Origin of the sequence: Amycolatopsis sp. NPDC089917 (assembly GCF_040684635.1) — a bacterium.
GTDB lineage: Bacteria > Actinomycetota > Actinomycetes > Mycobacteriales > Pseudonocardiaceae > Amycolatopsis.
In genome coordinates this window covers 1-14745 of record NZ_JBFBGL010000110.1, presented here as the reverse complement: position 1 = coordinate 14745, position 14745 = coordinate 1, and the positions used below count along the sequence as shown (strand labels likewise).

The following is a 14745-nucleotide window of genomic DNA, read 5'->3' as shown; positions in this document are numbered from 1 at the left end:
CGCGAAAGCCACTTTCGCGACGTCTGATGTCCCGAAAGTGGCTTTCGCGACACCCCGGCGCACCCCACCGCTCACGAGAGCAGGTCCACCAGCGCGTCACCGCGGGGAGTCCGGACCACGAGGACGACCTGACCCTCGCGGTGCCGCTGGATCAGCCCCGCCGACACGAGCTGCTCGCAGTGGTACGTCGCGGTGCTCGCGGCACAGGACAGGAGATTCGCGATCTCCCCCATCCGGGCGGGTTTCCCGAGGTGCCGCAACAGTTTCGCACGGTGGGCGCCGACCACGAGATCGAGCCCGTCGACCCCGGGAGCCGTCTCGTGCCTGCCGTTCTCGGTCAGGCCGTCCAGCCCCGGCAGGGGATAGCCGATCCAGATGGCGTCCTCTTCGTCGAAATTGGACACCGCCGACCGGCAGCCCGCGAGCATCGGGACGAGGATCAGCTTGCGGCCGCGGGTGGTGTACCGCGCCGGTTCGGCGTCGGGCAGCAGCAGGGAGCCGTTGCTGAACCGGAAATGGGGCCGCAGCAGGCCGAGCACCGCGTCTGTCCCGCCACGGACGGAGGCGACCCCGATCCGTTCGATCTCGCGGTCGAGCAGCGGGCGGGCCTTGGTCCACAGATTCTCGGTCGCCAGCCGGGTCGCGGTGAAGGCGTCCGCGAGCGAGGCGACCCACCGTCTCGGATGGTCGGCGGCCTGTCGCCACTGCGCGGGCAGCCGGTCCCCGAAGACCTCTTCCAGGCCTTTCAGGACATCGGCCTCCGTCAGCTCGCGCAGCATTTCCGCCTGCGCCGCGGCGGAGGAGTCCTCGCCGGGGCTGATCGGGACGATGAAGTCCGGCTGCACCGAAGTGCCCCGCCGGGCGAGCGCGCTCGCCGCGCGGTATCCCTGCTCGGGGATCGCCGAGCCGACCTGGCGTCGCCAGGTGGCGGGCAGGCCGCGGTCGTACCCGCCGACCACCTCGACGAGCATCGAAACCAAGGAGACGTGCGGAGAAACCGTCACACCTACCGGGATCGTGCTGGTGTCACCGAGTTCGAGCCGGGTATAAGAAGCCTGGGTTGGCGTCTCGCGCATCCGGTCGTCCCTCCTGGGAGTGGGCGTCGCAGCGTGCGATGTTAGCGCCTCCCGTCAATACCCGGCACTGCCCCCGGAAACGGCCGAAGGACACTTTCCTCAGGTCGAGCAGTGGGAAAGTGTCCTTCGGCCGGTGCGGCGACCTCAGAAGGCGAGTTGCTCATTCATGATGAGGAACGCGCCGAGACCGTGGAAATCGTTGGTGTTGCGTTTGCGCCCGTAGTAATACGCCGTGTCACCGACATTGGTGCCCTCGGAGATGTTCGCGATGTCGGTCAATCCGTCGGATCCGGTCGAAACCTGGGACAGCACCCCGCGATGGCCCTTTGCGGCCACCGGTCCGTACTCCGCGCCGAGATGACCGCGTTCCACCCCACGGGAAAGCAGGAAGGTGTACATCGCCGAGGCCGAGGTCTCCAGCCAGTTGTCCTTGTCGCCGCCCCGGTCGACGAGCTGGAACCAGCGGCCCGAAGCCCGGTCCTGCCAGCGGGTGTACCCCGCCGCGAGGAACCGCACGATGTCGGCGAGACGCTGCCGTCGCGGATGTCCGGCGGGCAGGATCTCGAGGAGGTCGATCGCCGTCATCCCGAGCCAGCCGATCGCGCGGGCCCAGTGGTACTTCGAATGCCGCCCGGCGCCCGAAGCCCATGGTTCCGAGCCGTCTTCGTCGTAAGCGTGGTACAGCAGGCCCTTGGCGGGCTCCTTGAGGTGATCGAAGTACACGATGACGTTCTTCGCGGCCTCTTCGTAGCAATAGCCGGGTTCACCGAAAGTCTTGCCGTACAGCGCCAGGAACGGCTGCGCCATGTACACGCCGTCCGCCCACAGCTGCCCGGTCTTGCTCGTGGCGTGGAACATCCCGCCGTCGGACGTCCGGGGATAGGACGGGAACCGGCGGCGCAGCTGTTCCGCCGCGGTCTTGTACTTCGCCTGTCCGGTTTCGGTGTACAGCAAGGGGAACATCTGCCCGGAGCGCATCGCGTCCAGATTGGTGAAACCGTTCGAGATCCCGCTTTCCGTGACGAACCGGTCGTACCACGCGAGGATGTAGTCGAGATACGGCTTCTCGCCCGTGCGCCGGTAAACCAGGTACTGGCCGTAGAGGTAGAGGCCACGTGTGTAGCCCCAGCCGCCGAGCGTGGCCGGGGTGTAGCGCTTCATCGTCGAGTCGACGACTGCCCGCGAAAGGTCCGCCGGCGCCGCCGCGGCCACCCCGGGCAGGGCGAGCGCGCCGAGGGCGCCTGCGGTTCCCGCCAGTACCGTGCGCCGCGAAAGGGGTGCCGCGCGAAGAGGATCCTGTGACATTCGAGGCCCTTTCCTGCGCCGGGAAACGGATCGCCGGGCTGAACTTCCTTGTGGGACAACGTCTACTCGGAGGTTCGACAGCGAGTCAAGAGAGATCCGATCTCTTCCCGCTGGGCGGCACTCTCCTCCGGAGCCGCCCGCTCGCCTACGATCGGTCCGTGAACGAGCTGACCTTCCGCGGGCGCCGCGTCGCCCGGGACCGCGCCCTGGTCATGGCGATCGTCAACCGCACCCCCGATTCCTTCTACGACAAGGGCGCGACCTTCTCCGATCCGGACGCGCTCGCGGCAGTCGCCAGGGCGGTGGAGGAAGGTGCCGACATCGTCGACATCGGCGGCGTCAAGGCGGGCCCCGGCGCGGACGTCGGCGTCGAGGAAGAGATCCGACGGGTGGTCCCGTTCGTCGAACGGATCCGCGAACTGCACCCCGACCTGGTGATCAGCGTCGACACCTGGCGGCACGAAGTGGGCAGGCGGTCGGCCGAGGCGGGCGCGGACCTGATCAACGACACCTGGGCGGGCGCCGACCCGAAGCTGGCCGAGGTCGCGGCGGAATTCGGCACCGGTTACGTCTGCTCGCACACCGGGAACGCCGTCCCGCGCACGCGCCCGTTCCGGGTGCGTTATCCGGACATCGTCGCGGACGTCGTCGCGGAGACGTCGGCGCACGCCGAAGCGGTGGTCGCGCTCGGCGTCCCCCGCGAGGGGGTGCTGATCGACCCGACCCACGACTTCGGCAAGAACACCTGGCACAGCCTGGCGCTGCTGCGGCACGCGCGGGAACTGGCCGACACCGGCTGGCCGGTGCTGATGGCGCTGTCCAACAAGGACTTCGTCGGCGAGACGCTCGGCGTGGAACTCTCGGAGCGGGTCGACGGGACCCTCGCCGCGACGGCCTGGGCGGTGGCCGAAGGGGCGAAGGTGTTCCGGGTGCACGAGGTGAGGCGCACCCGGCAGGTGCTGGAGATGATCGCGTCGATCCAGGGGGTGCGGCCGCCCGCGCGCGCGATCCGCGGGCTGGCCTGACACCCGCGGTTCAGGAGTTCTTCGGCTCCAGGTGCAGCGCGGTGATGCCGCACTCGAACGTCTTGGACGACACCAGCCGCAGCTGCTGGTGAGCGTCCAGCGCCGGGAACACCGGCAGGCCGGCGCCGATCGCGACCGGGTTGACGAACAGGTGGATCTCGTCCAGCAGGCCCTTGGCGATCAGGTCCGCCGCCAGCCGGGCGCTGCCCGAGGTGAGGCTGTTCGAGATCACCATCGTCTCCTGGAAAGGCGACCGCGGCCTGCGCGGGCACGTCGCCGCGAATCCGGTTCCCCGCGCTGCTCGACGCGGCCGGGTCGATCGACGGCGCGCCGGCCGACAGCGGTTTCGAGTTCGGTCTGCAGCGGATCCTCGACGGGCTGGCCGCGCTCATCGACGGCAGGCGCTAGTCCGCCAGCGGGATGACGGCGGAAACCGTGGTGCCCGAGCCGGGATCGCTCTCGACGGTCAGTTCGCCGCCGAGCGCGCGGACGCGGTCACGGAGACCGTGCAGCCCGGAGCCGCCGTCGATGTCGGCCGTTCCGGTGCCGTCGTCGTGGACGTCCACCCGCAGGCCGTCCTCCTCGACGCCGATGCGCACGCGGACTTCCCGCGGCCTCGCGTGTTTCAGGGAATTCGTGACCGCCTCCGAGACGACGAAGTAGGCCGTCGCCTCGACGGCGCCACCGATCCGGGGCACGTCCGCCGCCGCGAGGTCCACCGGGAGCGGGACCCGGTCCAGCAACGACCGGACCGCGGGGATGAGCCCCGCCTCGGTGAGGATCGCGGGCCGGAGCCCGCGCGCGAGTTCGCGCAATTCGGTGACGGTGGCCTGAAGTTCGTCGATGGTGTTGGCCAGCAGGGCCGCGACGGGCGGGGTGAGCTCGCCCCCGAGCCGGCGTTCGGCCATGCGCAACAACAACACGACGCTGACCAGCCGTTGCTGCGCGCCGTCGTGCAGATCCCGTTCGACGCGCCGCCGCTCGTCGTCGGCCGCGGCCACGATACGGGCCCGGGAGGCCTGGACCTCGACGAGACGCTCCTCCAGTTCCGCGGCGAGCCGCTGGTTGTCCAGCACCAGCCCGGCGGCGGCGTTGAGCGCGTCGATCGACCGGCTGTCCTTCCACACCTCGTCGTCCTGCACCAGCGCGGCCAGCCCGGAACCGTCGCGTTCCAGCAGGAGCCGGATCATCTCCGCGTTGCCGACCCGCGCCCGCAGCACCCCGGCCAGGAACGCCAGCGGCCACAGGCAGAACGAGATCCGGTAGACGTCGAGCATCGGTTCGGACGCCGGATGCGCGGAGCCGAGCGCGCTGCCGACCGTGGTGCTCACCGCGCCGATCACGGCGATCGCGACGACGGGGGAGAGCAGCCGCCGCTGCGGAAGCCGTCCGGTGAGCCAGCGGTAGAGCAGCACCACCACGACCCCGCCGCCGATCAGCGCGCCGACCAGCTCCAGCAGCCGTTTGACCAGCTGCTCGGACTCCGGGGAGGCGGCGATCGCGGCGAGGTTCCCCGGATCGTCGTTGACCAGCAGGCCGAGGACGGCCGCCCCGAAGACCACGGCGTACGCGGAGAAGGCGAGCACGCGTTCCCAGCGTGACCGGAGTTTCCCGTGGGGGAACGCGAGGACGAGGTGCGCGATCACCGGACTGGACGCGGCCGTGAACGCCAGCCCGGCAGTGTGCGCGACGGCGTTCTTGGCGAACTGGAGGTCCTCGGCGAACAACGCGAGCCCGGCCAGCGCGATGAGCAGGCCGATGGGATTCGAGGCGCGGCGCACGTGCGCGACGGCGCCGGCGAGGAGGAAGAGGAACCCGGTCGTGATGGACAGGGTGGTGTCGAACGCGGTGTGCGTGCCGTCGGCGATCTTGAGCGTCGTCGCGACGACGCCCGTCCCGATCCCGGCCGTCAGCACGCCCGCCATCGCGACGGTCCGGGGATGCGTCACCACTAAGCGTCATTCGCCCGTTCGGCTCGGACCGTTACACCGGCAGGGCGCCCGATCGGGCGAGCCGGGTCCGGGACGGCTGTCCTGACATGTGGAACAACGGTTCCGCCTGGTGTCAAGGTTTCTCAGGATGTTTCCCGTCATCCGGATGGCGATGCAGGCAGGTGGGTGAACATGCGACTCTCGCGGCCACCACCCGAGGTCGAGCTGTATCCCCCGAAAGGCGACATCCCCGTGAGCACCCACCACAGAACCCGCTTGCTGGCCGCGGCTTTCGCCGCCCTGACCCTGGCCGGTGGGATCGCGGGGTGTTCACGCGCGGACAGTGGCGCCGCTCCGGCGGAGCAGAAGAGCCAGGGCGCCGCGGGCGAGGTGCGCGTCGGGTACTTCCCGAACGTGACGCACGCGCCCGCGCTGATCGGGGTCAAGAACGGCTTCTTCGCCAAGGAACTCGGCTCGACGAAGCTCACCACCCAGACCTTCAACGCCGGACCCGAAGAGGTCAACGCGCTGCTCGGCAACTCGCTCGACGTCGCCTTCATCGGCTCCGGTCCGGCCATCAACGCGTTCACCAAGTCCAAGGGCGCCATCCAGCTCGTCTCCGGCGCGGTCAGCGGCGGCGCCCAGCTGGTGGTGAAGCCCGAGATCACCGCGCCGGAACAGCTCACCGGCAAGAACATCGCGACGCCGTCGCTGGCGAACACCCAGGACGTCGCGCTCAAGAAGTTCATCGCCGAGAAGAAGCTTCCCGACGTCAAGATCACCAACCTCGACAACCCGAAGACGTTCGACGCCTTCAAGAAGGGCGAACTCGACGGCGGCTGGCTGCCGGAGCCGTGGTCCTCGCGGCTCGTGCTCGACGCGGGCGCGAAGGTCCTGCTGGACGAGAAGACCCTGTGGCCGGAAGGCAAGTTCCCGACCACGGTCGTCATCGTCCGCAGTGAGTTCCTGCAGCAGCACCCGGAGACCGTCACTGCCATCCTGAAGGGTGAGCTCGCCGCCATCGACTGGGCGAAGACCAACCCCGCCGAGGCGAAGAAGGTGGTCAACGGAGAACTCAAGGCGCTCGCGGGCAGCACACTGAGCGAGGCTGTTCTCGACCGCGCGTTCTCCGGCATCGACCTCGGCATCGATCCGGTGGCGTCGACCTTCACCCAGCTCGCGCAGGACTCGGTGACCGCGGGCGTGGTGAAGTCCGCGGTGGACCTCAAGGGGTTCGCCGATTTCGGCCCGCTCAACGCCGTGCTCAAAGAGCAGGGCAAGCCCGGCGTGAACGCGCCCGGACTGACGAAGTGACCGGAGGGGATCAGCGATGACGACCACCTTGGAGCCCGGCCTGTCCACCGGTGTCGCCGTGCGGCTCGACGGGGTCCGGAAGGCGTTCGGGCCGACCGGCCGCGCCGTCGTGGCCCTCGACGGGATGGATCTGACGGTCGCCCCCGGCGAGTTCGTCTGCCTGCTCGGCGCGTCCGGCTGCGGCAAGAGCACGCTGCTCAACCTGGTCGCCGGCCTCGACCGGCCGACGTCCGGCTCGATCACGCTCGAAACCTCCCGGCCCGCGGTGATGTTCCAGGAGGCCGCGCTGATGCCGTGGCTGACCGCGGCCCGCAACGTGGAACTGCCGCTGCGCCTCGCCGGGTTCAGCCGGGCCGAACGCCGCGAGAAGGCGGCCGAACTGCTCGACCTCGTCCGCCTCGGCGGCGCGGGCGACAAGCGGCCGCACGAGCTGTCCGGCGGGATGCGGCAGCGCGTCGCGCTCGCCAGGGCGCTGGCCGCGACCCTGCGCGTCGGCGGTGACCCCGAACAGTCGCTGCTGCTGATGGACGAGCCGTTCGCCGCGCTCGACGCCATCACCCGCGACGTCCTGCAGGGCGAACTGCTGCGCGTCTACCGCAGCACCGGCACCTCGGTGCTGTTCGTGACCCACGACGTCCGCGAGGCCGTCCGGCTCGGCCAGCGGGTCGTGCTGCTCTCGTCGCGGCCGGGCCGGGTCGTGCGGGAATGGCGCGACGTCCAGTCCGCCGACGCCGAAGAGCTGACCCTGGAGATCACCGGTCACCTCCGGGAGGTGATCAGTACCCATGCCGCGGCTTGACCGCCCTGACGTGGGGGCATCGGCGGCATCAGCGGCGGAGGAGGCGGACGAGGCCGTCGGAGCGGGTCTCGACTCGCTCGACACCCCGACCGGGGAACGCCGGGAAAGCCGGGGGAAGCGGTTCTTGCGGGGCTTCGTGCCGCCGGTCGTCTTCCTGGCCCTGCTGGTCGCGTTGTGGCAGGCGTTGTGGGCCGCCGCGTTCTGGCCGGAGTCGATGCTGCCCGCGCCGCTCACGGTGTGGAACGAGCTCGTCGGCATCACCGTCGACGGCGACATCTTCGAGTTCGTGTGGACGTCGGTGCACCGGGCCGCGCTGGGCTTCCTGATCGGCGTGCTCATCGGGACCCCGCTCGGCCTGCTGGTGGCGAAGGTCCGGCTCGTCCGCTCCGCCGTCGGGCCGTTCCTGACCGGGCTGCAGAGCCTCCCGTCGGTGGCCTGGGTGCCGGCCGCGATCCTGTGGTTCGGGCTGAACGACGCGTCGATCTACTTCGTCGTCCTGCTCGGTTCCGTCCCTTCGATCGCGAACGGGCTCGTCTCGGGCATCGACCAGATCCCGCCGATCCTGCCGCGCGTCGGCCAGGTGATGGGCGCGAACCGGCTTTCGTCGGCGCGGCACATCCTTTTGCCCGCCGCGCTGCCCGGCTTCCTGGCCGGGCTCAAACAGGGCTGGGCGTTCTCGTGGCGTTCGCTGATGGCCGCCGAGCTGATCGCGCTGTCCCCGGCGCTCGGCAAGGGACTCGGCGCGTACCTGAACGAGGGCTCGTCGTTCAACAGCATGGAAGGCGTGATCTCGGCGATCTTCCTGATCCTGCTGGTCGGCGTGGGCATCGAGCTGCTGATCTTCCGGCCGCTGGAACGCTCGGTCCTGCGTGCCCGTGGTCTGACGGCGTCGCTTTAGGCCGCTCGGTCTCGGATCTTGATCAACGGAGGATCGGGACGTTGAGTGTCCCGGATCCCCCGTCGACCGTGCCGCCTCCACACCCGATCGCCAGTCACACCGCTCACGAGCCCCGTGAGTTCATCTCCGGGAGGTGGCCTACCTACGACACCGTAAGTTACGGTGTCGTAGGTAGCGTTTCCCGTACCCCGGAAGGAACGAAACGCATGGCGGTCCCCGAAACCACCCGGCTGATGCTCGAGCTCGAAGGGACGGTCGAGGAGAACCTCAACCGGCATCTCGGGGTCGCCAAGGAATGGATGCCGCACGAGTACGTCCCCTGGGACGAGGGCCGGAACTTCGCCGACCTCGGCGGGGAGGCGTGGGATCCCGAGCAGTCGCGGGTGTCGCCGATCGCCCGGACCTCGCTGGAGGTCAACCTTCTCACCGAGGACAACCTGCCGAGTTACCACCGCGAGATCGAGCGCGCCTTCGGCCGCGACGGCGCCTGGGGCACCTGGGTGCACCGGTGGACCGCCGAGGAAGGCCGTCACGGCATCTGCATCCGCGACTACCTGCTGGTGACGCGCGCCGTGGACCCGGTCGAGCTGGAGCGGGCGCGGATGGAGACCATGCAGGCCGGGTACGACAGCGGCGACAAGGCGCTGCTGAACGTCTTCGCGTACGTGTCGTTCCAGGAGCTGGCGACGCGGATCTCGCACCGCAACACCGGGAAGTACACGCAGGATCCGTTGTGCGAGAAGCTGCTCGCCCGGGTCGCGATGGACGAGAACCTGCACATGCTCTTCTACCGGAACCTGGTGCAGGCGTCGCTGGAGCTTTCCCCCGACGCGATGATGCGCGCCATCACCGACGAGGTCGTCCAGTTCCAGATGCCGGGCGCGGTGATCCCGAGTTTCGTGCGGAAGGCCGCGCTGATCGCGAAGGCGGGCATCTACGACCTGCGGATCCACCACGACGAGGTGATCTGGCCGTTGCTGCGGCAGTGGAAGATCTTCGAGCTCGAAGGGCTCGGTGAGGTGGGGGAGAAGGCGCGGGACGAGCTCGACCGGTTCCTGAAGGCACTCGACACCCAGGCTTCACGTTTCGAGGAGCGGCGCGCCGCCGCCGAAGCCCGCACCGCCGCCCGCCGGGCGTGATCAGACGCGGAACTCGCGTGCTTGAAAGCGGAACTCGCGTGTTTGGAGCCGGAACTTCGTGATCCGCCTTCAAGCACGCGAGTTCCGCCTCCAGACACGCATGATCCGCCGGGGATCACGCGTGTCCGGAGAGAACTAGCGAGACCGGCGCGAGCCGGCGCGGGTTCCCGAGGAGAACGCGGCGGCACCGCCGCGGCGGGCCGGAGCCCCGCCGGACTGCTGACGCGAGGACTGGCCTCGACCGGACTGCGACTTGGCGGCACCGGAACCCCGGCGCGGCTGCGACTCGGCGGCGCTGTGGCGTCCCTGACGAGCCTGGCCGCCCTTGGCCGCGCCTTCGCGACGTCCGGTGGCCTCGGCCCCACGACGGCCCTGCCCTGCGGAAGCGCCGCGACGGTCGCCCTCGGAGCGGGGCTGACGCGAACGGCCGTCCGAGGAACCGCGACGGCCGCCGGAAGCGCCACGGCCACCGGCGGAGGGACCGCGTCCACGACCGGGCCGGCCGCCGCGGCCGCGACCGGCGGGACGCTCTTCGTCCTCGCCCTTGGCCGGGATGGCCTCGCCGGAGGCGGTGACCCGCTTCGGGCGCGTGTCCACGATCGGCCGCCGCGGCGACGCGGTGAACGAACGCTCGCCGGGCGCCAGCTCCGACAGCAGCGGGTGGCCTGGGCCGAGCTGCGTCGTGGTCGGCTTGATACCGGCCTTGCGGGTGAGGTCGCGGACGTCGCTGACCTGCGCGTCGGTCATCAGCGTGACGACGGTGCCGGACGCCCCGGCCCGCGCCGTCCGGCCGGAACGGTGCAGGTACGCCTTGTGCTCGACCGGCGGGTCGGCGTGGATGACCAGCGTGACGTCGTCGACGTGGATGCCGCGGGCGGCGATGTCGGTCGCGACCAGCGTCTTCGCCGCGCCGGAGGCGAACGCCTCCAGGTTGCGGGTGCGCGCGGTCTGGCCGAGGTTGCCGTGCAGTTCGACCGCCGGCACGCCGGAGGCCATGAGCTTGCGCGTCAGCTGCTTGGCGCGGTGCTTCGTCCGGGTGAACACCAGCGTGCGGCCCGGCGCGGCGGTGAGGTCGATCAGCACCGGCAGCCGGTGGGTCTCCTCCAAGTGCAGCACGTGATGCGTCATGGTCGCGACCGGCGACTGCGCCGAGTCGACGCTGTGCGTCACCGGGTCGCTCATGAAGCGCTTGACCAGCACGTCGACACCGGCGTCGAGGGTGGCGGAGAACAGCAGCCGCTGCCCGCGCTCCGGGGTCTCGGCCATGATGCGCCGGACGTCGGGCAGGAAGCCGAGGTCGGCCATGTGGTCGGCCTCGTCCAGCACGGTGATCTCGACGTGGTCGAGCTTCGCCTCGCCGGAGCGCATGTGGTCGGCGAGGCGGCCCGGGCAGGCGACGACGATGTCGACGCCGTCACGCAGCCGCGTGATCTGCGGGTTGGGGCTGACGCCGCCGAAGATCGTGGTGACCTTGAGGCCGAGCGGCTTGGCCAGCGGCAGGAACGACGCCTCGATCTGGGTGGCCAGCTCGCGGGTCGGCGCCAGGACCAGTGCGCGCGGGCGGCCCGGGCGGCGCCGGGTCGGGCCCTCGGCGAGCCGGGCGAGGACGGGCAGCACGAAGCCGTAGGTCTTGCCGGAGCCGGTGCGGCCGCGGCCGAGGACGTCCCGGCCCGCCAGCGAATGCGGCAGCGTGGCGGCCTGGATCGGGAACGGGCTGGTGACGCCCTGTTCGGCGAGCGCGGCGACGAGCGTCTCGGGCAGGCCGAGTTCGGTGAAAGTAGGTGTGCTCATAAGCGTATGGGCGCGGGTGCGCCCTGGTATCTCCGTAAGAGTAGAAAACGGTTGTCCTGCCCGGCGCAGACCTCAGGGGGCCGCGGCGCGTGGTCTTCGACAACGAAACGCGGCCCGAGGCAGAACTGAGCGGACCGCAGGACCAGTGTACCCGGCTCGTGATCTCCCCGGCTACGTGATTTCCCCCGCACGCGGATCGCATCCGCCGACGAAGCGTGCGGCCGATGTTCGTCGGTTTCCACGATCCGTCGGCCGTGCCACGGTGAAACCCTGACCGGACCAGGACGAAAGGGGTCGCGAGTGTCGAACGTCGAGGAACTGCAAGGCCTGCTGGACGAGGAGGCGCGCAAGGCGGAAGTCCCCGGCGCCGTGGTGGGCGTCCGGCTCGGCGGCCGGGAGTCGGTGTTCGCCACCGGAGTGTCCAGTGTGGACACCGGATTGCCGGTCGATCCCGGGACGCTGTTCATGATCGGCTCCACCAGCAAGACCTTCGCCGCGGCGGCGTTGCTCGCCCTGGTCGAGGACGGTTCGCTGGAGCTCGACGAACCCGTGGCCGAGTACCTGCCCGAGCTCCGGCTGGCCGACCCGGTCGCTCAGAAGACGGTCACCACCCGGCATCTGCTGACCCACTCGGCGGGCTTCCTCGGCGACGTCGACCTCGACAGCGGCTGGGGCGACGACGCGCTCGCCCTCGCTGTCGGCCGGTTCGCCGAACTTCCGCAGATCTTCCCGGTCGGGGAGGTCTTCTCGTACTGCAACGCCGGGTTCCAGCTGGCGGGCCGCGTCGCCGAGGTGGTGTCGGGGAAGACGTTCGAGGACCTGGTCCGCACGCGGCTGCTGGAACCGCTCGGCATGACCGAGTCGTATTACCTGCCGTGGGAAGTGCTCACCCGGCGTCACGCCGTCGGGCATTTCGTCACCGACGGCGAGACGACGGTCGCGCACACCGTGGGCCTGACCCGCGCCGACAGCGCGAGCGGCGGGCTGTGGTCCACGGCGGGCGATCAGCTCAAGTGGGCGCGGTTCTTCCTGACCGGCGAGGCCGAAGGAGACGCCCCGCTGTCCGCCGGGACCAGGGATCTCATGCGCGCGCCGCAGCGCAAGGCGGCCCTGCGCTTCGAAGAGGTCGGGCTGAGCTGGCTGCACACGACCCACGGCGCCGCCCGGCTGGTCCGGCACGGCGGCAACGTGAGCAACCTGCAGTTGTCGGAGTTCGTCACGCTGCCGGAACACGACTTCGCCGTCACGGTGCTGACCAACAGCGCAGGCGGCGCGGCGCTGGGCAGGCAGGTCGTCGACTGGTGCCTGGAACACCTCGTCGGGCTGCCCCGGCTCGCCAGTGCCGATCCGCTGCCGTCGCCGTCGCTGGCCGACTACACCGGCCGCTACGAGACCGGGCACCTCGCCTACGAGTTCACCGACCGCGACGGCGCGCTGTGGGCCCGGATGGTCGCCGACGTCGAGGGCTTCCCGTCGCCGCCGGCGTTCGAAGCCGTCTTCGTGTCCGAGGACGCCATCGCCCCGGCCGCCGACACCCGCCGTCCCACCGCCCGTTTCCTGCGGAACGACCACGGGGAGGTGACGCTGGTCGAGTTCGGTGGCCGGACGGCGAAGCGGCGCGCTACGGTTACCGGGTAGTAACTTCGGCTGACCAGGAGTGACCATGAGCGAAAAGGCGACCGCGTTGTTGCTGAACCCGGGTGGCTACGACCCACGGCAGTTCGACCCGGAGACGCGTCGCCTGCTGCGTGCCACCATCGAGTGGTTCGAGCAGCGTGGCAAGCGCAAGCTCGTCGAGGACTACCACGACCGGACCTTCTACGCGGACTTCATCGAGTTCGCGGGCAAGGAGGGCCTGTTCTCGACATTCCTCACTCCTGGCGCGAACGCCGAGGGGAACGCCGACAAGCGCTGGGACACCGCGCGCGTCGCGGCCCTGTCGGAAATCCTCGGCTTCTATGGCTTGAACTACTGGTACCCGTGGCAGGTCACCATCCTCGGCCTGGGCCCGGTGTGGCAGAGCGCGAACGAGGCCGCCCGCAAACGCGCGGCGGACTCGCTCGCGGCCGGTGGCGTCGCCGCGTTCGGACTGTCCGAAAAGGAGCACGGGGCCGACATCTACTCGTCGGACCTCGTGCTCACGCCGGACGGCGAAGGCGGCTACCGCGCGAACGGGTCGAAGTACTACATCGGCAACGGGAACTGCGCGCGGACCGTGTCGGTGTTCGGCCGTATCGACGGTGTCGAGGGCCCGGACCAGTACGTGTTCTTCTACGCGGACTCGGAGCACCCGAACTACCGCGTGGTGAAGAACGTCGTCCCGTCGCAGATGTACGTCGCCGAGTTCGAGCTCGACGACTACCCGGTGTCCGAAGAGGACATTCTGCACGTCGGCGCCGAAGCGTTCTCCGCGGCGCTGAACACGGTCAACATCGGCAAGTTCAACCTGTGCTTCGGCGGCATCGGGATGTCGACGCACTCGCTGTACGAGGCGATCACGCACGCGCACAACCGCGTGCTCTACGGCAAGAAGGTCACCGATTTCCCGCACGTGCGCCGGGAATTCGTCGAGGCGTACGCACGGCTCGTCGCGATGAAGCTGTTCTCCGACCGGGCGGTCGACTACTTCCGGAGCGCGAACGCGGACGACCGCCGGTACCTGCTGTTCAACCCGATCACCAAGATGAAGGTGACCACCGAGGCGCAGAAGGTCATCGGCCTGGTCGCGGACGTCGTGGCGGCCAAGGGTTTCGAGGCCGACACGTATCTCGCGATGTCCAAGAACGACATCGACGGCCTGCCGAAGCTGGAAGGCACGGTGGCGGTGAACCTCGCGCTGATCGCGAAGTTCGTGCCCGCGTACCTGTTCGCGCCGCAGGATTACGAGCCCGTGCCGACACGGACCGACGCCGCCGACGACGAGTTCCTGTTCCGCCAGGGCCCCGCGCGCGGGCTGTCCAAGGTGCGGTTCCACGACTGGCGCCAGGCCTACGCCAAGGCGTCCGCGATCCCGAACGTCGCGCGGTTCACCGAACAGGCCGAGGCGCTGGTGAAGCTGTTCACCGACGCGGCCCCGGACGAGGCGCAGCAGCAGGACCTCGACTTCGGCCTCGCGCTGACCGAACTGTTCACGCTGGTCGTCTACGGGCAGCTGGTGCTGGAGCAGGCGGAGATCACCGGTATCGAGACCGAGGTCGTCGACCAGATCTTCGGGACGCTGGTGCAGGACTTCAGCGTCGCCGCGATCGACCTGCACGGCAAGTCGTCCTCGACGGAGGCGCAGCAGGCACTCGCGCTGGCGTCGATCCGGAAGCCGGTCGTGGACGCGGCCCGCTTCGACCACGTGTGGTCCCTGGTCCGCGATCTCTCCGGCGGCGAGTACAAGTCGTACACCGCCTGCCTGGTCGAAATGGACGCCCGCGACCCGAAGAACCCGCGCGTCACCAAGGCGACCATCGCCGTCGACG

Annotated in this window: 13 protein-coding genes; 8 read left to right on the top strand and 5 right to left on the bottom strand. The window is 69.8% G+C overall.

The window, feature by feature from the left end; all coding sequences use genetic code 11:
* Positions 1-71 precede the first annotated feature (71 nt).
* Positions 72-1076 carry a helix-turn-helix domain-containing protein gene (locus AB0N89_RS39725; RefSeq protein ID WP_364216475.1) on the bottom strand — a complete coding sequence of 335 codons (1005 nt, stop codon included), beginning with the start codon at positions 1074-1076 and terminating at the stop codon, positions 72-74.
* A 144-nt stretch (positions 1077-1220) separates the two neighbouring features.
* Complete coding sequence (locus AB0N89_RS39720; protein WP_364216472.1) at positions 1221-2381, bottom strand: glycoside hydrolase family 88 protein; 1161 nt, start codon at positions 2379-2381, stop codon at positions 1221-1223.
* 158 nt (positions 2382-2539) lie between these two features.
* On the opposite strand from AB0N89_RS39720, the gene folP reads away from it, so the two are divergent.
* Positions 2540-3406 carry a dihydropteroate synthase gene (folP, locus tag AB0N89_RS39715; protein ID WP_364216470.1) on the top strand — a complete coding sequence of 289 codons (867 nt, stop codon included), beginning with the start codon at positions 2540-2542 and terminating at the stop codon, positions 3404-3406.
* Positions 3407-3416: 10 nt separating this feature from the next.
* Here the strand turns inward: folP and AB0N89_RS39710 are convergent, their stop codons facing one another.
* Positions 3417-3641 (bottom strand): dihydrofolate reductase family protein, encoded by a 225-nt coding sequence (locus AB0N89_RS39710; protein WP_364216468.1) that lies wholly within the window; start codon positions 3639-3641, stop codon positions 3417-3419.
* Between the two features lie 47 nt (positions 3642-3688).
* On the opposite strand from AB0N89_RS39710, the gene AB0N89_RS39705 reads away from it, so the two are divergent.
* Positions 3689-3814, top strand: a complete 126-nt coding sequence (locus AB0N89_RS39705) for a TetR/AcrR family transcriptional regulator C-terminal domain-containing protein (RefSeq protein WP_364216484.1) — start codon at positions 3689-3691, stop codon at positions 3812-3814.
* Here AB0N89_RS39705 and AB0N89_RS39700 read toward each other — a convergent pair.
* Positions 3811-5331 (bottom strand): sensor histidine kinase, encoded by a 1521-nt coding sequence (locus AB0N89_RS39700; protein WP_364216481.1) that lies wholly within the window; start codon positions 5329-5331, stop codon positions 3811-3813. The two genes, AB0N89_RS39705 and AB0N89_RS39700, sit on opposite strands and share 4 nt — an antisense overlap.
* A gap of 258 nt (positions 5332-5589) precedes the next feature.
* Between AB0N89_RS39700 and AB0N89_RS39695 the strand changes: the two genes are divergently transcribed.
* The 4 genes from AB0N89_RS39695 (at position 5590) to AB0N89_RS39680 (ending at position 9487) form a co-directional block, all read left to right on the top strand.
* Positions 5590-6651, top strand: coding sequence for an ABC transporter substrate-binding protein (locus AB0N89_RS39695; protein ID WP_364216478.1), 1062 nt, complete (start codon positions 5590-5592; stop codon positions 6649-6651).
* A 16-nt stretch (positions 6652-6667) separates the two neighbouring features.
* Positions 6668-7450, top strand: a complete 783-nt coding sequence (locus tag AB0N89_RS39690) for an ABC transporter ATP-binding protein (protein ID WP_364216466.1) — start codon at positions 6668-6670, stop codon at positions 7448-7450.
* A complete protein-coding gene (locus tag AB0N89_RS39685; RefSeq protein ID WP_364216463.1) occupies positions 7437-8348 on the top strand; it encodes an ABC transporter permease in 912 nt (303 codons plus the stop codon). Before AB0N89_RS39690 ends, AB0N89_RS39685 begins: the two co-directional genes overlap by 14 nt.
* A 206-nt stretch (positions 8349-8554) precedes the next feature.
* A complete protein-coding gene (locus AB0N89_RS39680) occupies positions 8555-9487 on the top strand; it encodes an acyl-ACP desaturase (RefSeq protein WP_364216460.1) in 933 nt (310 codons plus the stop codon).
* Between the two features lie 135 nt (positions 9488-9622).
* Here the strand turns inward: AB0N89_RS39680 and AB0N89_RS39675 are convergent, their stop codons facing one another.
* Entirely contained in the window at positions 9623-11278 is a 1656-nt protein-coding gene (locus AB0N89_RS39675) for a DEAD/DEAH box helicase (RefSeq protein WP_364216457.1), read from the bottom strand.
* Positions 11279-11578: 300 nt separating this feature from the next.
* On the opposite strand from AB0N89_RS39675, the gene AB0N89_RS39670 reads away from it, so the two are divergent.
* Together AB0N89_RS39670 and AB0N89_RS39665 are read left to right on the top strand one after the other, a co-directional pair.
* Positions 11579-12916, top strand: coding sequence for a serine hydrolase domain-containing protein (locus tag AB0N89_RS39670; protein ID WP_364216454.1), 1338 nt, complete (start codon positions 11579-11581; stop codon positions 12914-12916).
* 25 nt (positions 12917-12941) lie between these two features.
* Positions 12942-14745: acyl-CoA dehydrogenase (locus AB0N89_RS39665; protein ID WP_364216451.1), on the top strand; the 1804-nt coding region annotated here is incomplete at its 3' end.